The organism is Streptomyces sp. NPDC096048, from assembly GCF_044763415.1.
In the GTDB taxonomy this organism is placed as follows: Bacteria; Actinomycetota; Actinomycetes; order Streptomycetales; family Streptomycetaceae; genus Streptomyces.
On record NZ_JBIWGG010000005.1, the window covers coordinates 109035 to 127341 of the forward strand.

The 18307-nt window shown below is 72.1% G+C and carries 13 protein-coding genes; 3 read left to right on the top strand and 10 right to left on the bottom strand.

All coding sequences use genetic code 11. The features are described from left to right. Positions 1-88: 88 nt before the first annotated feature. Together ACIQ6R_RS14695 and ACIQ6R_RS14700 are read left to right on the top strand one after the other, a co-directional pair. Positions 89-1822 carry an RICIN domain-containing protein gene (locus ACIQ6R_RS14695; protein ID WP_404221444.1) on the top strand — a complete coding sequence of 578 codons (1734 nt, stop codon included), beginning with the start codon at positions 89-91 and terminating at the stop codon, positions 1820-1822. Positions 1823-2166: 344 nt separating this feature from the next. Continuing rightward, complete coding sequence (locus ACIQ6R_RS14700) at positions 2167-3327, top strand: FAD-dependent oxidoreductase (protein WP_404221446.1); 1161 nt, start codon at positions 2167-2169, stop codon at positions 3325-3327. 222 nt (positions 3328-3549) lie between these two features. On the opposite strand, the gene ACIQ6R_RS14705 is transcribed toward ACIQ6R_RS14700, so the two are convergent. The 10 genes from ACIQ6R_RS14705 to ACIQ6R_RS14750 form a co-directional block, all read right to left on the bottom strand. Then, complete coding sequence (locus ACIQ6R_RS14705; RefSeq protein ID WP_404222170.1) at positions 3550-4821, bottom strand: serine hydrolase domain-containing protein; 1272 nt, start codon at positions 4819-4821, stop codon at positions 3550-3552. A 534-nt stretch (positions 4822-5355) separates the two neighbouring features. After that, positions 5356-6555 (bottom strand): FAD-dependent monooxygenase, encoded by a 1200-nt coding sequence (locus ACIQ6R_RS14710; RefSeq protein ID WP_404221448.1) that lies wholly within the window; start codon positions 6553-6555, stop codon positions 5356-5358. Between the two features lie 100 nt (positions 6556-6655). Further along, positions 6656-8119 carry an MFS transporter gene (locus ACIQ6R_RS14715; RefSeq protein ID WP_404221451.1) on the bottom strand — a complete coding sequence of 488 codons (1464 nt, stop codon included), beginning with the start codon at positions 8117-8119 and terminating at the stop codon, positions 6656-6658. Positions 8120-8163: 44 nt separating this feature from the next. After that, positions 8164-10677 (bottom strand): FtsX-like permease family protein, encoded by a 2514-nt coding sequence (locus ACIQ6R_RS14720; protein WP_404221454.1) that lies wholly within the window; start codon positions 10675-10677, stop codon positions 8164-8166. Next, the gene (locus ACIQ6R_RS14725; RefSeq protein WP_404221456.1) at positions 10674-11498 is read right to left on the bottom strand and encodes an ABC transporter ATP-binding protein; all 825 of its coding nucleotides are present in this window, start codon (positions 11496-11498) and stop codon (positions 10674-10676) included. Before ACIQ6R_RS14725 ends, ACIQ6R_RS14720 begins: the two co-directional genes overlap by 4 nt. Positions 11499-12067: 569 nt before the next feature. After that, positions 12068-12742, bottom strand: a complete 675-nt coding sequence (locus tag ACIQ6R_RS14730) for a response regulator (RefSeq protein ID WP_404221458.1) — start codon at positions 12740-12742, stop codon at positions 12068-12070. Continuing rightward, complete coding sequence (locus ACIQ6R_RS14735) at positions 12739-13977, bottom strand: sensor histidine kinase (RefSeq protein ID WP_404221461.1); 1239 nt, start codon at positions 13975-13977, stop codon at positions 12739-12741. The genes ACIQ6R_RS14730 and ACIQ6R_RS14735 overlap by 4 nt, the downstream gene beginning before the upstream one ends. 73 nt (positions 13978-14050) lie before the next feature. Beyond that, on the bottom strand, positions 14051-15145 hold the full coding sequence (locus tag ACIQ6R_RS14740) for a fatty acid desaturase family protein (RefSeq protein WP_404221463.1): 1095 nt from the start codon (positions 15143-15145) through the stop codon (positions 14051-14053). Positions 15146-15222: 77 nt separating this feature from the next. Next, the gene (locus ACIQ6R_RS14745) at positions 15223-16434 is read right to left on the bottom strand and encodes an acyltransferase (protein WP_404221465.1); all 1212 of its coding nucleotides are present in this window, start codon (positions 16432-16434) and stop codon (positions 15223-15225) included. Next, positions 16434-17408 carry an alpha/beta hydrolase gene (locus ACIQ6R_RS14750; RefSeq protein WP_404221467.1) on the bottom strand — a complete coding sequence of 325 codons (975 nt, stop codon included), beginning with the start codon at positions 17406-17408 and terminating at the stop codon, positions 16434-16436. Before ACIQ6R_RS14750 ends, ACIQ6R_RS14745 begins: the two co-directional genes overlap by 1 nt. A gap of 349 nt (positions 17409-17757) precedes the next feature. Between ACIQ6R_RS14750 and ACIQ6R_RS14755 the strand changes: the two genes are divergently transcribed. Beyond that, on the top strand, positions 17758-18303 hold the full coding sequence (locus ACIQ6R_RS14755; RefSeq protein WP_404221469.1) for a GNAT family N-acetyltransferase: 546 nt from the start codon (positions 17758-17760) through the stop codon (positions 18301-18303). Positions 18304-18307: the final 4 nt, after the last annotated feature.

Genomic DNA, 18307 nt, shown 5'->3' on the forward strand with positions numbered 1-18307 from the left:
CACGACGATCCCCCGGCGATCCCATTTACATCGATGTACAACCGCTCTAGCCTGGCGCGGATTCGTTCCCGCAGGAAGGAAGACCGCGATGCTCCTCCGCCTGTCACACTCCCTCAGACGCCGTGGCGGCTCATGCGTACGGGTCGCACTTCTGGCCCTGACCGGCCTGTTGGCCCTGGGGCTCGCCGCCCCGGCCACGGCGAGCGCCCCGCCGGCGCCCCTCTCGTCCCCGGCCCCCGACCCGTCATCAACCACCGTCGCGACCTCTGACAGCCCCGGCCTCTCCCGCGCGGCCACGGGCACACCGTTGCGCGACGGCACGGGCCTGTACCCGCGTGCCATCAGGCTCGCACACAGCGGTGCGGCGAACGGACGCGTCCTCGCCAGTGTCGTCACCTTCGACGGCGACAACGGCGTAGGCGCCATTCACGAGAGCACCGATTCCGGGGCGTCCTTCCGCGAGGTCGGAAGGGTGGCCGATCCGGATTCCGCAGCGGGCCAAGGGCTGTGCTGCGCCACGCTGTTCGAGCTGCCCCGGCAGGTGGGCGCGATGCCGGCCGGCACCCTGCTCTGGGCCTCCTCCGCCGGTCAGGACGAACAGGACCGGCGGATGGCACTGCGGGTCTGGCGCAGCGACGACGTGGGACGCACCTGGTCCTACCTGTCCTCGTGCGCCGTCGCGAGTGGCACCGGAGGCCTGTGGGAACCGGAGTTCTCGGTGGCCGAGGACGGCGCGCTGGTCTGCCACTACGCCGATGAGACGGACCCCGGACACAGCCAGAAGCTCGTCGCGGCGCGCAGCTACGACGGGGTGCACTGGGCGGGGCACCACGACACCGTGGCGAGTGGCTGGTCGGCCGACCGACCGGGCATGCCGGTGGTGCGGAAGCTGCCGAACGGCACCTACTTCATGAGCTACGAGATCTGCAACCCCGGCGGCCAGTACCAATGCGCGGTGCACTTCCGGACCTCCGCCGACGGCTGGGACTGGGGCGATCCCACGTCGCTCGGGTTCCGCCCGGAGACCGTCGACGGCAAGTACTTCCGCGCCGCACCGACCATCGCCTGGGCTCCGTCGCCGGACGGCGCTCCGAACGGACGGCTGCTGCTGGTCGGGCAACGGCTTCTCGACCGCGACGGCACTCCCGCGGTGGACAGCGGCCGGACGATCCTCGTCAACACGGAGAACGGCAGCGGCCCCTGGTACGAGATCGAGTCCCCGGTGAGCGTGCCGAACCCGGAAGTGAACTACTGCCAGAACTACAGCTCGCCGCTGCTTCCGTCGGCCGACGGGCGCCGGGTCCTGCAGATCGCCACCGACTTCGACGGCACGGTGTGCCGGGCCTACTACGGGACCGGCGGCCTCACCGGCAGCGGAGACGCGGCCGGGATCGCCGACGGCGCGCTCTACCGACTGGTGAACGCCAACAGCGGGCACTGCCTCGACGTCGCCGGTGACTCCCGCTCGGCCGGCGGCAACGTCCAGCAGTGGAGTTGCAACGGCATGGGTCCGCAGGACTGGAGGCTGCGCGCCCGGGACGGCGGCCACTTCACGCTGACCGGCCGCAACAGCGGTCACTGCCTGGATGTGGAGAACGGCTCCGCGGTGCCGGGTACGAACGTCCGGCAGTGGTACTGCAACGGTTTCCCCGCGCAGGACTGGAGGCTGGAGAATGTGGGCCGGGATTACTACCGGCTGGTCGCCCGCTCCAGCGGCCAGTGCCTGGACGTGGCGCAGGGGTCGCGGGAGCCCGGCGGCGACGTGCGGCAGTGGACGTGCAATGGTCTGCAGCCGCAGATCTGGAGGCTGCGACGGGCCTGACCCGTACGGTCCGGCGATACGCAGCCGAGCCGACGGAACGCCTCCCCGGTCAGAGCCGGGGAGGCACTTCCCTGCCCGCGCTTGCGCTCCCGCACCCGTCCGCCGCCCCGCCCCGTCAACCGGGTTCGGCATGCTCGCTGCCGGATGCCAGGTCGCGCCGGCCTCGATCTTCATCAGACCGGCACGGCCGTTCGATGCCTGTGCGGCTGGGTGCCCGCGGGGGCGGGCGTGGCGCGTTCCCCGACACCCGCGGCCGCGAGCACGGTGCCGCCGCGAGTTGCCTCTTCTATCGACAATCGATAGGTTCCTATCGTAGGTCGATTGGAAACCACGAGGGGCAGACTGTGAAGAACGCCGACCGAGGCAGCGGCCCCGAGGCCACCGTGCACACCGACGTCCTGGTGGTCGGCGCCGGTCTTGCCGGCCTGCACACCGCGACTCTCCTGGCCCGGCAAGGCCATGACGTACTCCTCGTCGAACGGCGAGCCAGTCTCGCCGGCGCGATTCGCACCACGGGCATCTTCGTCCGGAAGACCCTCGATGACTTCCCGCTGCCCTCCGAGCACCTCGGACCACCGATTCGACGCGTGGTGCTCTATCCCCCAGGCATGCGCGATCCGGTGAGCCTGGTCAGCGCCCGCGACGAGTTCCGCGTGGGTGACATGGCCCCGCTCTACGAAGCGGCGGCCGCGGTCGCGCGGGAGGCCGGGGTACGGATGGCGCTGGGCACGCGCTACGCGGGCCGCCAGGGCGACACCTACCAACTGCTCGGCAGAGAGGCGCGTACGGCGGTCCGCGCGCGCTTCGTCGTCGGCGCCGACGGTGCCCGGTCCGCCGTCGCCCGCGACCTCGCCCTGGATCGCAACCGACGACTGCTGATCGGTGCCGAGGAGGTCTTCGAACTGTCCGGGAGCCACGAGCCGCCGACGTTCCACTGTGTACTCGATCCTTCCGTCGCCCCCGGCTACCTCGCCTGGGTAGTCAACGACGGTCGGCACGCGCATGTCGGCGTCGCCGGCTACGCAGAGCGCTTTCCGGACGGTCTGCGCCGAGCCATGGAGCGTTTCGCCGCCTCCGCGCCCGGACTGGCCGACGGGGACCGCCCCGCAGCGGTGGAACGGCGAGGAGGCCCCATACCCGTGGGTGGCGTACTGCGTCGGATCAGTTGCCCGGACGGGCTTCTCGTGGGGGACGCCGCCGGCGCCGTTTCTCCGCTCACCGCGGGCGGCCTGGATCCGTGCCTCAGGCTGTCGCAGCACGCGGCCGAAGTACTCGACGCCGCGCTGCGGACAGGAAAAAGAGACGTGTTGACCTCCTACGACGGAGCCGCGTTGCGCGCCGACTTCCGCGGGAGACTCACACTGCGCAGTGGGTTGGCCCAGGTACGGACACCGGCCGCGGCGAGGGCGGCATTCACGTTGCTGCGCACGCCGCTCGGCCGTGCCGCGGCCGGCAGAGTGCTCTTCGGCGACCGGTCGTTCCCCGAACCCGCACGGCGACCGTGAGCGGAAGTCGAGTGTCCGTGAGACCGGCTTCTTCCGCGTACTCGCAAACGATCAGCCGAGCGGTGTGCGGCCGGCCGTCGGGCGGGGTCCAGCGAGGAGGGAGGGTCTTGCAGTCCAGGTGAAAGCGGAGTTCCGACGACATGAGCCGGCCCGCCCACCAGCGACGCTCTCTTTCTGCGTGGGGGCGTGCCCCACTGTCATACGCCGCAGACGGTATCGAGCTCAGTGGCGCTCGGGCAGGTCGCGCTCGGCGGGCGGGGCCACGGAGGGGGTGGGCGCGGCGGCGGTGCGTGCGGACCGTTGAGGCGTCGGCTTCTTCCCGCAGAACGCGGCTTCCAGTGTGCCGCCGAGTGCCGTGTTGGCCTCGCCGCGGTTGGACGTGTTCGCCATCGCCGACAGGCTGCGCCGGCCGTCGCGGGTCGAGAAGGCGTACGTGTAGTAGCCCTGCACCGTACCGGTGTGGCCGTAGATCTGCGTACCGCAGGAAAGATCGTATCGGCGCAGACCAAGCCCGTAGAAGCGGGTGTTGGCCGCGTCTGTCGGCGTCACCGTCGTCATGGCTTTCATCATGGCCGGGGACAGGAGCCGACTGCGCATGAGTGCGCTGGTGAAGGTGTTCAGGTCGCCGGGGCTCGAGATGAGGGCGCCGGCGGTCTGCGCCCAGGACACGGTCTGTTCGGTGGAATCCACGAGCGGCGCGCCGGCCTCGTCGGGATGCAGGTAGCCGCGGGCGTGCACACCCTTGATCCGCGTGTTCGGATGCACGTACGACGTCTGGCGCAGGCGCAACGGCTCGATGATGCGATGCTGGTACGCGGCACGCACCGAGCGGCCCGTCAGCTTCTCGATGAGCATCCCGACCACCACGAAGTTGGCGTTCGAGTACATGTAGGCAGCGCCCGGCTCGGTGGTGCGGGGCTCGGCGAGGGACAGGTCGACAAGCTCCTGGTAGCTGAACACCCGGTTGCGTACGGCTTCGAAGCCGGGCACGGTTTCGTTGAACATGGCCTCGGTGTAGTCGGCCAAGCCGCTGCGGTGGGTGAGCAGGTGACGGACCGTGATGCGGTCGTCGGGCAACAGGCCGGGCAGGTACCGATCGACCGGACGGTCCAGCTCCAGCCTGCCCTCTTCCACCATCTGGAGAAGCACGACCGTGGAGAAGGTCTTGCTGACGCTCCCGATGCGAAACCGGGCTGAGACATCCATCGGCGCCCCGGAGACCCGGTCGCGAACACCGACGGCCCGGCTCGTCACCCCGCCCGGCCCGGAGTAGCGCGCCATGGCGCCGGGAGCGCCCTCGGCCGCTGCGGCGTTCAGTGCCGCTTCCACTCCGTCCATGTCGGGCGCGGGGGACGTAGGCGCGCCGGCGGAGGCGGGGACGCCGCTGGGTGACACGGGAGTGGCCGACGCGCTCGCGAGGGGAGCGAGGCCCCCGGCGAATGCGGCGATCGCGGTGACGCTTACGGCCAGACGTCGGCGCGGCGACAAGGACACGGTGACACCTCGGTTTCTTCCTCGGCTGGTTCGGCACGGCGCGGTGGCGGCGGGCCGCGGGGGCTCATGGACCATGAGTGCCGCGAAGCGCGCGCGGTTCCCCGCGCCTGCCGCGAGTTGACCCACCGGTGACAGCATCTCCCGCCTGAACCGCTTGGACGGTCAGGCGCGCGCCGGAACGGGCGTCAGCGTGTCTCGCCGTATGGCACGTGCCGTGGTCGGCACCCGGGAGCAGGGCTCCGCACGCTCATCTGTCCGCACCGGTGCGCACCGGCGGGCTCCGGTCGGGGAAGATGGTCGAGTCCACCCTTTCCCGCCAGCGAGGAGAGTCCGCGCGGATGGCCGCTTCCGCTCCCGGCCCGAAACAGCCGACGATCGCCGACGTCGCACGCGTCGCCGGGGTTTCACGAAGGCGGACGACGGACCGAGGCCCCGGGGCAGGTCCGCCGCCCCACCAGGAGCGCGGGCGCGGCTGGTCAGCGGCTCGGCCGGCTCCCGCGAGAACGCCGCGCCGGGGTGTCGACCGTTCCTGGGTCAGTCCCCGATGTGTTCGGGCAACGCGAGGGCTGTGTGGGCCGGGCGGCCTGTTGCCGGCGGCAAGGCGGTGAGGCCGCGCAGTCTGCTGTTGCGTCGTTCCAGGGCTTCGGCGGTGGTGGGGAAGAGTGCCGCGTCGCCGGTACCGGACTGCGCCTGGTTCAGTTCGACGAATCCGCGGATGTCGCGCTCGTAGGCTGCGAAGGCCGCGGTGTGGTCGCGATGGGCGGCCAGCGAGCAGGCGAGCATGTAGGCGCCGACGAGGGCGAGGCTGGACCCTTGCCCGGTCAGGAACGACGGGGCGTAGGCGGCGTCGCCGACGAGCGCGACCCGGCCGCTGGACCAGCGTGGCATGCGGATCTGGCTCACGGTGTCGAAGAACGGATCGTTCGCCTGGCGCATGGCGGCGACCATGGCCGGGATTTCCCATCCGTCGCCGGCGAACGTGGTGGCGACGAGTTCGCGTTGCGCCTCGGGGCCGCGGAAGACCTCGCCCGGTGGTTCGGGGTGAGCGAAGTTGAGGAACGCGTGCAGCTCGTTGCTTTCTCCGACCGCGTAGAGCGCGGCGGCCCGTCCCGGAGTGTTCCAGACGATCACTTCATGGGAGAGTCCGAGGGTGTTGGGCATGGTGAATATGGCGAAGCAGTACCCCAGATAGCGGTGGAATCGCCGCTCGGGGCCGAACACGAGGTCCCGGGTACGCGAGTGCAGCCCGTCCGCGCCCAGGACCAGGTCGAAGCCGCGCTGGACGCCGCTGCGGAAGGTGACGTCGACGCCGTGCTCGTGTTCCGTGAGCGCATCGATGGAGTCGTCGAACAGGAACTCCACGTCGTCACGGACGGTCCCGTACAGGAGGTCCGCCAAACTTCCGCGAGGCACCTCGACGTCGCGACCCTCGACCCCGCCGGCCACCGCCTGCGGATGCACCACCGCCGCCTCGCTGCCATCGGCGTTGAGGAAGGTCGCCCGGCGCGAATCGATGTGCGCTTCCTGGAGCCGCGGCAGGATTCCCATCCGGCGCGCCACCTCCACCGCGGTGCCCCGCACGTCGATCGGGTACCCACCGCCCCGCAGTGCGCTGGACTTCTCCACCACCGTCACCGTGAATCCGTACCGGTGCAGCCAGAACGCCACGGCGGGACCCGCGATGCTCGCGCCGGAAACCAGGACCGTACCTTTCGACGCACTTCTCATGTTCATTCGTCAACTCCCGATCTGTTGTGAGGCATTCGGAGACCGAAATCGGATTGTCTTGCGCGCGAGGAAGCTGTCGGCTGCCGTCGACCTCCTCAGAGGTCCGTCACACCGCGTCGCGCTCCAGGTCGGGCGACGGCGATTCGCGGCCGGCGCGCGTGCCGCGGACGAGCATGACGACCAGCACCGTGGCCAGCGCGAACGCGCCGGAAGCGATCGCGATATAGCTGAACACGCCCGTGGCCGAGTTCATCGTCTCGCCGTCGACGACCACGGCGGTCGACTTGAGCACGGCTGCGCCCACGAAGTTCAGTACCACCGACCCGATCGAGACCATGACCATGACCAGGCTGGACACGATGCCCTGCCGTTCGGCGGACGCCAGGCTGCCCGCCATGTTGAACCCGGATGTCCCGAGCGCTCCTACCGTGACGCCCAGCAGGAATGCGGAGCAGAGCGCGGCGGGAAGCCGCGACGCTCCCAGGAACATCCCGATGGTCACCACGGTTCCGAGCATGACTGCCCCGGCCAATGTCGAGGCCGGTCCGACGCGTGCGGCGAGCCACCCGGCCACCGGTCCTCCGAGCATGACTCCGAGTCCCGGCGCCGCGAGCAGCAGGGCCACTGATCCCTGGTCGGCCAGTCCGTATCCGAGTCGCGCATCCGCCGACACGTCACCGATGAGAGGGATGAGCTGAAGCATGCTCTGGTACGAACCGGCTCCGAGGAAGACGACGAGAAGCATGAGCACCAAGGGCCCATCGAGGTTCCTCACGTCGATCAGCGGGTCGGGCTTCCGACTCGAGACCAGGAACCACCTGGCCAGTGCCGAGACACCCCCGACCAGGAGAGTCAGCGGGCCGGCCGTGAGCCAGCCGAGGTCCGCGCCCAGACTGACGTAGCCGAGTACCCCGCCGAGACCTCCGCCGAGGAGGAGGGCGCCGCCGACGTCGATCTTGCCCGGTGCCTTGACCAGGGATTCGGGAATGACGAGGTGCACGCAGAGCGCCATCCCGGCCGCTACGAAGGCCGACAGGAGGAACAGGACCTGGAAGCCGAACTCCACGGCCAGCTCCTCGATGAGGAAACGGGACGCGATGTTGAGCACCGCGGAGCTGGAGGTGACGATGCCCACGGTGATCATCGCGATGCGGGGTGCGCAGACACCGCGCACGATCGCGACGGAGAGGAACACGGCGGCCAGTGCCGCTCCCTGAAGCATGCGACCGGGCACGAACACCCAGATGTTGGGAGCCACGGCACACACGAGGGCGCCCGCGCAGCTGAGGAGCAACGTCACCACGAGCACCCTGCGCTTGCCGTGGATGTCGGCGCTCTTGCCGAGCAGGGGTGCCCACATCACCCCCGCCAGCATCGCGGTGGCGTTGAGCCACGCCGCCTGGTCGGTACCGAAGTGGTCGAGCATCTCCGGGAGGACGACCAACGGTGCGGTGATGGCCGAGTCGACCACGAAGTTCACCAGGGCCAGGACAGCCACCAGGCCGATGAGCCGCCCGTTCCCTCTCGTGTGCGGTGCGGCGTCCGTGCTTCCGGTCTCGCTCTGCTGCATTGAGGACTCCTTACTGCGGGCCCGCGACGGTCCCGGCACGGCTGTCAGACCTTCCGCTCGCGCAGTGCCGCGCGGGCCGGGAGGGTCACGGCGACGAGAGCGAGGGATGCCGCGGACGCGGCGAAAGTGGCGTACAGCAGTGGGGGGATGTGCGGGGGCTCGCCCGTCAGGCCGCGCATCATCGGGGTCAGTGTGATCAGCGCGATGGCTGTGCCCAGGGCCACGCCCGCTGCCGATACCAGCAGGCTCTCCCAGCGGAGCATGCGCAGCACCTGCCGGCGGGTGGAGCCGACGAGGCGGAGCGTGGCCAGTTCGCGCCGACGGTCCAGGACCGTCATCACCAGGGTGTTGACCGCGGCGACGGCGGCGAAGCCGCCCAGGACGGCGGCCATCACGTAGTTGGCCCAGGCGCCGAGTTCGCGGTCCACGTTCTGCTCCACGGCGTAGCCCGAGGCGTCGGTGACGTCGCCGAGTGCGGCGAGCGGCTTCGCGTCGCCGCCGCGTACCAGCAGCGTGCTGTCGAAGCCCGACGTCACGTGGCCGGCCAGGGACGCGCGGTCCATGGTCACCGCCGCCAGGCCCAGTCCGCGACCGTAGACCGTGACGACTTCCGGGCGGGCCTCGACACCGTCGGGGAGGTGGAGCGGCAGCTTGTCGCCGACCTCGACCCGCGCCGCGGTGGCGAGGGTCTTGTCGATGGCGATACGGCCCGCGCCCACGCGATCCAGGCTGCCGCCGCGTACGTCCAGGTCCTGCACCTCGGCGAGCTGGGCGCCGGAGCCCGAGATGCCCTGGGTCGCCCATCCTTGCAGCGATGTCTCGCCGCCGGAGTCGACGGGCACCAGTACCTGCGTGTCGAGCAGGCTCACGGCCGCGTCGACGCCGGGAGCGCGGGCGGCCCGGGCTGCGGCGTCGGCGGGCAGGCCCACCGGGTTGGTGACGACGTGGTCCGCCGTGATGCCGTCGCGGAGCTGTTCCGCGGCGACATGGCTCTCGCTCGTGTGCATGAAGACGAGCGTCGAGGCGAAGGCCATCGCCAGCACGATGGGGGTGATCGCGGAGGCCAACCGGCGTGCGTTGGCTCGGGAGTTGGCGGCGGCCAGCGACGCCGATGCACCACCGCCGCGCAGCAGCAGGCCGAAGAGCGCCGCGCACAGCCGGGCCACCAGGGGCCCGAGCAGGCCTACGGCGAGCATGAAGAGCATGACGACGCCGAGGGAGGCGTTGGCCGCGTCGGCACCGGCGGCGGAGGCCGCGACGCCGACGAGGACCGCGCCTCCGACGAGGGCGCCCAGCCCGAGGACGGTACGGATGACGCCCGGCCGCAGCCGCTCCACCGAGGCTTCGGTGAGTGCCTGCCCCGGCTTGATCTTCGCGGGCCTGCGCCCGGCCAGCCGGCCGGCGCCGAGCGCTGTGAGGAGCCCGGTCCCGACGGCGACGAGCAGCGGGATCCATGAGACGTGCAGATCGACCGCCTCCGGGATGGCTCCCCGGTCCTTCAGTTGCCCGAACCACCAGCTCGCCAGCGCGATCCCCGGCAGGCACCCGACCAGCCCGGCGACGGGCGCCACGAGCAGCGCCTCCGCGGCGACCGCGCGGCGGATCTGCCGCGGGGTGGCGCCGACGGCGCGCAGCAGCGCGAACTCGCGCATGCGCTGACCGACGGACAGGGCCACCGTGCCGGCCGCGGTGAAGACGGCGACCAGGGTGGCGATCCCGCCGAAGGAGCCGCCGAGTGCGGTGAGCGTCTCCTTGGCGTACGCCAGGCCGCGCTCCTCGACTTCGCCGCGGCCGTCACCGGTGTGCACCTGCGCGCCGGAACCGGCGAGTGACTTCTCGACGGCGGCGGCGAGGGCGTTGGGGTCGGTGCCGTCCGCGGCCAGCACGACGATGGCGTCCGCCTTGCCGGGGTGCCCGGCCAGCGCGGGCGCCTCGGCGTCGGCGAACCAGGCCGTGGCCTTGCCGGCTGCCGCGCCCGCCGCCGCGGTGTCACCGGCCCCGGCCTCGGCCAGCCCGGACACCCGGAAGTCGGCGCGGCCGGCGGCCGTTTCGAGCGCGACGGTGTCGCCGACGCCGGCCTTCGCCGTACGGGCCGCGACGGCGTCGAGCACGACCTCGCCCGTACGCGGCTCGGCGCCCTCGGACAGCGCGGTGCCGGTGAAGGCGTGAGAGCCCCAGCCGTGGCCGGTGAGCCCTCCGTCGCCCTGCCGCACCGGGAACGTGAAGTCCGGCACCGCGGCGGCGGCACCCGGCGCCCGTGCCGCCTTCGCCGCGAGCCCCGCGTCCACGCGGGCGGTGTCCGGCAGCGGGTACGCGGTTTCCTCGGGACCGTCGATGGTGTCGGAGACGAGACGGGCGGACTGGTCGGCCGCCGCGACGACCGGCGCCGTCGCGTACCGCTCCGCCGGCACCGAGGCGCGGATGCCCGTCTCCAGCAGGATGCCGCAGGCCGCGACGATCAGCGCCGACATCATCAGCGCGACGAACGTGCCCGCGAACGAGGCGGGTTTGAAGCGTATGGCCGCGCGAGCGAGGCCGTTCGGGGCGAAGCTCCTCATGCCGCGGCCACCCCGGCCATCACGTCCGTGCGGCCGGCCAGCCGGGCCATCCGGGCCGCGATCTGCTCCGCCGAGCCGCGCTCCAGACCGCCGGCGAAGGTGCCGTCGGCGAGGAACAGCACGCGGTCGGCCCAGGCGGCCGCGGCCGGGTCGTGGGTGACCATGACGACAGTGGCGCCGAGGGTGTCCACCGCCTGCCGGAGCAGACCGAGAACCTCGGTGGCGGTGCCGGTGTCGAGGGCGCCGGTGGGCTCGTCCGCGAAGACCACGTCGGGGCTGGTGACCAGGGCGCGGGCGACGGCCACGCGCTGCTGCTGGCCACCGGAGAGCTCGCCGGGCCGGCGCCGTGCCTTGTCGGCGAGTCCGACCTGCGCGAGCGTCGCGGCGGCCCGGCGGCGGTCCTGGCGCTGCCCGGCGAGGCGCATGGGCAGCAGTACGTTCTGCTCGACGGTCAGCGACGGGAGCAGGTTGAACGCCTGGAAGACGAAGCCGAGGTGGCTTCGGCGCAGCTCGGTGAGCTCGTTCTCGTTCATACCGGTGATCTCCGTACCGCCGAGGCGCACGGATCCCGCCGACGGCCGGTCGAGGCCGGCGGCGCACTGCAGGAACGTGGACTTGCCGGATCCGGACGGGCCCATGACCGCGGTGAACGTGCCGCGTGGGAGGGCGAGGTCGACGCCCGCGAGGGCGTGCACGGTCCCCGCGCCGCGACCGTACTGCCGTCGGACACCGCGCAGTTCGACGGCGAGACCGGGTGCGGCGGCCGGGGCCTCCTCCGGTCGGTCGTCCGCCCTCTGCCGCCTGCTGCTGCGTAGCCTCATGTTCCGCCCTCTCGCGTTCTTCTCGTGCTGACGGGGTGGAGTGTGCGGGGGCGGCTGCGCGCCGGGCGTCATACCCGGGAGCCAAGGTGGGGGTACTACCGCGGTAGGGGGTGGAGGAGGCAGGGACAGACCCTGCCTTCCGCCCGCGGGCTACCGCCCAGGGGGCCTGGCGGCGAAGCCCCGGCCTGCGCGCTGGAGGCGCCCGGAGGCGTCTGAGGCGCGTCTGAGGGCTGGGTGCGCCGGATTCGAGGGATGCGTCTGAGACGTCTGACGCGTCTGACGCGTCAGACGCGGGTCGGCCTGGGGGAGCCGCTTGGCCGGGGGGGGACGGGGGGACGAGGGGGTGGCGCTTGCGCCGTCCGAGGTCGTGGAGCGAGCCGCCCCAACGTAGACCCCGACGTGCCCGACGCGGCTCACAGACGCCGGCGTCGGCACCGCGCGAGCATCCGAGGCCGCGCAGGCCCCCCGGCCTCTGCCCGACCCGGCCCGGCCCGCGCCCACGTCGGCGCCCGCGATGGCGATGGCGAGGTGCCCGTGCCCCCGGTGCGCGGCCCCGGGGAGGGCCCGTCCTACTCGCCCGGGGCCACCAGCCCCGATTCGTACGCGAAGACCACCGCCTGGGCGCGGTCACGCAGGTCGAGCTTGGTGAGGACACGGCTCACGTGCGTCTTCACTGTCTGCTCGGCCAGCACCAGAGTCTCCGCGATCTCGACGTTGGACCGGCCGCGGGCCACCAGGGTGAGGACCTCGGTTTCGCGTTCCGTCAGGCCCTTGAGCCGCAGCGCGGGCTTGCCTCGGGCGGCGGGACGTTGCCGGGCGAAGTCCGCGATGAGGCGGCGCGTCACCGAGGGGGCGAGCAGCGCGTCGCCCGAGGCCACGACGCGTACCGCCGCGATGAGGTCGGCCGGCGGCGCGTCCTTGAGCAGGAAGCCGCTCGCGCCCGCCCGCAGTGCCTCGTAGACGTAGTCGTCGACGTCGAACGTGGTGAGCATCAGGACGCGCGGCCGGTGGGTCACGCCGGGCGGGGGCGTGAGGAGGCGGCGCGCGGCCTCGAGGCCGTCCATCTCGGGCATGCGGACGTCCATCAGCACGACGTCGGGATGCGTACGCCGGCTCAGCTCGACGCCCTGCGCACCGTCGGGGGCCTCGCCCACCACGTCGATATCGCTCTGGGCGGCCAGCAGCGCGGCGAAGCCGGCCCGCACCATGGCCTGGTCGTCGACGATGATGACGCGCGTTGTCACGTGAGGTCCCTTTCGTTCAGGGGTAGTTGGGCGACCACGCGGAAGCCGCCGTCCGGCAGGGGTCCCGCCTCGAGGGTGCCGCCGGCGATCCGTACCCGTTCGCGCATGCCGACGAGTCCGTGGCCGGTGCCGCCCTCCTCGAGCGGCGCGGCGGGCGGCTCGGGCGGCGGTCCGTTGACGACGAGGACGGTGAGACGCGCGCTGTCCCGCGAACCGGACTCCGGCACCGACACCGACACCCGCGTCGGAGCACCCGGCGCGTGCCGCACGACGTTGGCGAGGGCCTCCTGGACGATGCGGTACGCGGAGAGGCCCACCGCCTCGGGCACGTCGGCGTCGCACGGGGTGAAGTCCACCGGCACGCCCGCTCTCACCGTCGCCTCCACCATCTGCCCGATCCGCGTCAGGCCCGGCTGGGGCGCGAGCTCGCCGTGCGCCTCCTCGTTCCTCAGCACGCCGAGGAGCCGTCGCATCTCGCCGAGCGACTCGCGCGCGGTCGCCGCGATGGACGAGAACTCCTCCTGCACGTGCGGTGGCAGCCCGTCGATGCGGTACGCCGCGGTGTCCGCCTGCACCGTGATGACGGACATGTGGTGCGCCACCACGTCGTGGAGCTCGCGCGCGATGCGGGCGCGTTCCTCCAGCAGCGTCCGCCGGCCGCGCTCGGCCTCGCTGATCGTCTCCTGCTCGGCCAGCCTGCGCTGCGCCTCGTACCGCTCGCGGAGCGCGGCGGCGAGCAGGAGCGTGACGCCGCTGAGGATGGTCAGCAGCAGGCTCATGGCGTCGGTGCCGTGGGGTGCGACGAACCCGAGGCCGACGTTCGCGCCCGCCGTCGCCAGCCATACCAGCAGCAGCGTCCGGCGCCGCTCGCGCAGGCCGAGGGCGATGCAGAGGCCGACGTACCCGACGATCTCCATGGGCGGGAAGGGCCACAGGAGCCGCTCTTCGAAGTCGACGCCGAGCAGGGCGAGCGCTCCGGCCACGTCCGCGGCGAAGATCACGTACCAGGACTGCAGCGGGCGGACGACGGCGAGCAGCAGCGGTGCCGTCTGCGCGATGGCCAGCCCGCTGGCGATGCCGCCGTTCAGGCCGTAGTCGACGCTGAGGACCTGGATGGTGGTGGGCAGCAGGGCGACGCACAGCACGAACGCCACAGCCCACGGCAGCGGCCGTACCCACCGGCGCGAGGCCCCGGCGAGCAGCGCGCGCGGGCGTTCCTCCTCCACTGAGGTCATGGGCCCCAGCTTATGTGCGGCGGGACGGCGTCAGGGGACGCGCAGCCGTCCGGCGGGCTCGTCGCGGCCGCGGTCATCGGTTCCGCCGGCGGCGGGGTTCGCCGGTGTCGGCACGCAGCGGTGCTCCCACTTCGTGCATGTGCCGCAGGGCCTGACGATAGGAGTCGATGAGGCCGGTCTCCGCGTAGGGGATGCCGAGGTCCCGGCAGTGGGCCTTCACCATGGACCGGGCGAGCCTCAGGTGGGGGCGGGGCATGCTGGGGAACAGGTGGTGCTCGATCTGGTAGTTGAGACCGCCGAGGAACCAGTCGGTGAGGACGCCGCCCCTGATGTTGCGGGACGTGAGGACCTGGCGTCGCAGGTGTCCCCACTTCTCGCCTTCGGGGTCGGGCATGTCCATCCCCTTGTGGTTGGGGGCGAAGGCCATGCCCAGGTGCAACCCGAACAGGGCTTGATGGAGCGCGGCGAAGGCGAGCGCGTGCGCGAGCGGCATGGTCGCCAGGAGCAGGATGACGTACCCGGCGATGTGGGCGACGAGGAGCGCGCCCTCCACCAGGCGCCCGCGGCCGGTCTGGCGGCGCAGATCCCGGAAGCCGTAGAGCTTCAGGGCGAGGCCTTCGAGAAGGGTGAGGGGGAAGAAGAGCCATGCCTGGTGGCGGGTGAGCCGGGCGCGGAAACCCGTGCGGGTGGCGGCCTGCTCGCTGGTGAAGACGAGGACGTCGGCGGCGACGTCGGGGTCCTTGTCGATGTGATTGGGGTTGGCGTGGTGGCGGTTGTGCTTGTCGTTCCACCACGCGTAGCTCATGCCGAGGAGCAGGTTGCCGTGGACGAGCCCGACGCGGCGGTTCGTGGTGCGGCTGCCGCTGATCTGCGCGTGGCCCGCGTCGTGGCCGATGAACGCCGTGCGGGCACTCAGTACGGCGAGGACGGGAGCGAGAGCGAGCACCCACCACGAAGTGCCGATGAGTGCCATGCCGGTGACGACGGCGGCCAGGCTGAGCGCGTTGGTCACTATGGTCCGTGCGTACCAGCCGGTGCGCCGATCGAGCAGCTCCTGTCCTTTGACGTCGCGCAGCAGGGGCGTGAACTCGCTGTTCGTGTCCGGTGGGGATAGCCTCGCGGTGGCCTTCTCGGGGTGCGGCAGAGCGGTTTCGCCGGCCAAGGACATGGGTGTACTCCGGTGTTCGGTGGAGGATGTCGACGGGGCGGGTGGCTCGGCGGCCGGCCTGGAAGGACGTACGTCGCTCACGCCGCGAGCGCGAAGTAGGCGAAGCCGGCCGCGAGCACGCCCGCCGCCACCCGGCGGGCCGTGCCGGTGCGGTCCCACGGGGTCTCCAGGGGCCGCGCGAACTTCGCGATCGCCACCAGCAGTCCCGCGAAGAGCGGCATCCAGGCCAGCCGTGCCAGGATCCATCCGGCCGTGTCCGGCGCGGTGGTCAGGCCGGCGATGTCGCCGATGTACGAGGCGGGGACCGCGGCGGCGAGCATCGCCGTCTGGTGCCAGCACAGGATCGTCATCGCAGACAGGTTGATGATCACCACCGGGGCCCACAGGGCGGGGCGCCGGAGCAGCCGGGCCAACCGGTCGCGCAGCAGGATCGCCGCGCCGGACTGGGCGGCCGCGAGCGCCGGCACCAGCAGGGACGGCGGGTGGGAGTTGGTACGGGACGTGCCGGGCACGCCCACCATCGACGCCGGGTAGTGGAAGGCGAGCAGCAGGGTGGCGAACAGGGCCGCGCCACCCGCGAGGAGCAGCCACGCCTCGCGGCGGCCCAGCCGCCTGTCCGCCCAGGAGACGCCCAGCTGGTAGGCGAACATCCAGCCCGGAAGCAGATTGAGCAGACTCACCCAGGCCGGCATCGCGTCCGCGTACGGCCCGTAACGCAGGAAGTCGACCACCGCGACCGAGCCGAGCAGCGGGGCCGCGGCCCAGAAGCCGAGACGTCGCGAGGCGCGGAGGCAGTACGGCGTGAGGGCCGTGATCACGGCGTAGACGCCGACGAACCACAAGGGCTGGACGACCAGTGTCGACGCGGTGTGCAGGGTGGCGGTCGGCACGCCGAGGCCGTAGTGGAGGGTGGGAAGCAGCAGTGCCCAAACGGCGGTGACGCCGAGCACCGGGCGGCCCAGGCGGGTGAGCCGGCCGGTGATCCACTCGCGGGCGGAGCCCTTGTGGCGCCGGTAGGAGAGGTACGAGGAGTAGCCGCCGACCAGGAAGAAGATGCCGAGCATCTGGAGGATCCAGCCGGCCGGGGCCAGCGCGCCGAACGTGGCCAGCGGGCTGGCGTTGTGCAGGCCGCCACCGGTGTCGAGGGTGAAGCCACCGAGCAGCCAGTGGCCGGTCGGGACGGCCAGGAGCGCCAGCGCGCGCAGGCCGTCGATGACGCGGTCGCGGTGGGCGGGGGTCCGGTCGTCGATCTCGGCGGAGAGCTTCGCGAGCTTCGTGGGGGTCTTCATCACAGGTCTCCGCCGGCGATCGCCGCGAACGCGACCAGGGTGGAGGTGCCGGTAGTGAAGTACGCGTCGTGCGCGGGGACGTCGTCGGCGGGCAGGACGGTCGCGCCGAAGCCGGGCGAGGTGGGGTCCGCGCCGTGGCCCAGGCCCAGGAACTCGACGTTGGGGACGCGGTCGATCCAGTCGTCCGGGGACTTCGCCGCCCAGACGTGGGCATCGGTGTCGAGTGCGGTGACGTTGTCGGCGCGCATGCCGGGCGAGCCCATGACGACGATGTCGCTCGCGTCGGTGTCGGGGGCGGCGAGGCCGCAGACCACCGACCCGTAGCTGTGGCAGAAGAGGGAGGGGTCGGGGAGGCCCACCGCGTCCAGGCCGTCGGTGAAACGGGTGAGGCGTCCGGCGCCGGTCTCGGCGAGCCGGCCCGTCGCCAGGTCGGGGCCGATGCCGGAGGGGGTGGTGTAGCCGGCCCATGCGATGACGGCCGTGTCGCGGCTCGCCTCCGCCTGGAGGTCGGCGGCCCACTGTGCCGTACGGTCGAACGTCGAGATGTCGATGTCCGAGCCGGGGACGATCACCGAGACGTGGGTGGCGTTTTCCAGGTCTCCCGTGACCCGCGCGATCAGGCCGCGGCCGCGCGGGTCGTACGCCAGGACCTGGTCGCCTGCCGGGGCGTTGGCCTCGTAACGCAGGTGCACGGGCGCGCCGTCGAGGTTGCCCACCACGGTGGGGTGGACCTCGACGAGTCGCCGCTGCTGAGTGCCGGTCAGGTCGGCGAAGAAGGCCGCTACTTCGGACGGGGTGGCCGTGGTGGGGTCCGGTAGCTCCTTGCCCAGGGAGTCGTCCGCCAGCCAGGCGGCGGTGCCGGGGAGCGGACCGCTCGGCGCGCTCTGGCTGCTCGCCGAGGCCCCGCCTGCCGTGCTGCCGACCAGCAGGAGGGTCAGTACGGCAGTGGTCAGGGTCTTCTTGAAGCGGCGCATCCGTCCGTCTCCCTCTGTCTCGTCCGTGGTGACGGAGAGGAAGGTAGGAAGGCGGCGGCGGGCGGGGCGTCACACTGGGGAGCCAAGTCGGGGGCGATACCCCGGTAGGGGGTGGTCCGGGTGCCTGCCCCCGGGGGCGGGCGGGGGTTTCCCGCAGGACCGGAGGAGCGCAGGACCGGAGGAGCGCAGGACCGCAGGACCGCAGGACCGCAGGACCGGAGGCAGGGAAGGGGATCGAGGAGCGGGTCTTGATCACCGGAAGGTAGGTTCTGGCCATGACTGGTGACCGGCGGACGGACCGAGTCGCCGAAAACTCACTCGCGTCACGCCCGGCGGCACGTGAGGATCGGTGACGGGTGTCCAACGCGCACGGGAGGGAACCAACGTGGTGGTCGGCCGGGTGGAACTGCGGCAGGTGGACGAGGTGAGTCTCGAGGGACTTCTCGCCGTGGCCGTCGAGGACGCCGAGCCCGAGGAGGTCATGCCTCCTGTGGCCGGCCCGCCAGGGTGGACGGCGCTACGGCAGGAAGCCTTCCGGGCGTGGCACCGCGCTCGGTTCCCCGGCCTCGCCGGCCCGCTCCGGGAAGCCACCTTCGCGATCGCCCACGAGGGGAGAACAGTGGGGTCGGCCCGGCTGGCTGTCCGGGGTAGTCAGGAAGTCCTGGAAACGGGCATGTGGCTCGCCCGTTCCCAACGCGGCCGCGGGACAGGAAGCGCCGCACTCCGCATCCTCCTCGGCGAAGCCGCCAGGGCCGGGGCGCGGACCGTGGTCGCGGACACCACGGTGCTCAACACCGCCGCACTCGCGGTGTTGCGCGGCAACGGCGCGACGCTCACCCCGGGTCAGGGCGCCGCCGACGTCCACGCCGAGTTGCGGCCGGGAACGCCGATGTGAGGGT

Bases quoted from the DNA above. Each gene is read 5' to 3' on its own strand.
- ACIQ6R_RS14695 (WP_404221444.1), top strand. From the start codon at position 89: ATGCTCCTCCGCCTGTCACACTCCCTCAGACGCCGTGGCGGCTCATGC.
- ACIQ6R_RS14710 (WP_404221448.1), bottom strand. From the start codon at position 6,555: ATGAACATGAGAAGTGCGTCGAAAGGTACGGTCCTGGTTTCCGGCGCG.
- ACIQ6R_RS14715 (WP_404221451.1), bottom strand. From the start codon at position 8,119: ATGCAGCAGAGCGAGACCGGAAGCACGGACGCCGCACCGCACACGAGA.
- ACIQ6R_RS14720 (WP_404221454.1), bottom strand. From the start codon at position 10,677: ATGAGGAGCTTCGCCCCGAACGGCCTCGCTCGCGCGGCCATACGCTTC.
- ACIQ6R_RS14725 (WP_404221456.1), bottom strand. From the start codon at position 11,498: ATGAGGCTACGCAGCAGCAGGCGGCAGAGGGCGGACGACCGACCGGAG.
- ACIQ6R_RS14735 (WP_404221461.1), bottom strand. From the start codon at position 13,977: ATGACCTCAGTGGAGGAGGAACGCCCGCGCGCGCTGCTCGCCGGGGCC.
- ACIQ6R_RS14740 (WP_404221463.1), bottom strand. From the start codon at position 15,145: ATGTCCTTGGCCGGCGAAACCGCTCTGCCGCACCCCGAGAAGGCCACC.
- ACIQ6R_RS14745 (WP_404221465.1), bottom strand. From the start codon at position 16,434: ATGAAGACCCCCACGAAGCTCGCGAAGCTCTCCGCCGAGATCGACGAC.
- ACIQ6R_RS14750 (WP_404221467.1), bottom strand. From the start codon at position 17,408: ATGCGCCGCTTCAAGAAGACCCTGACCACTGCCGTACTGACCCTCCTG.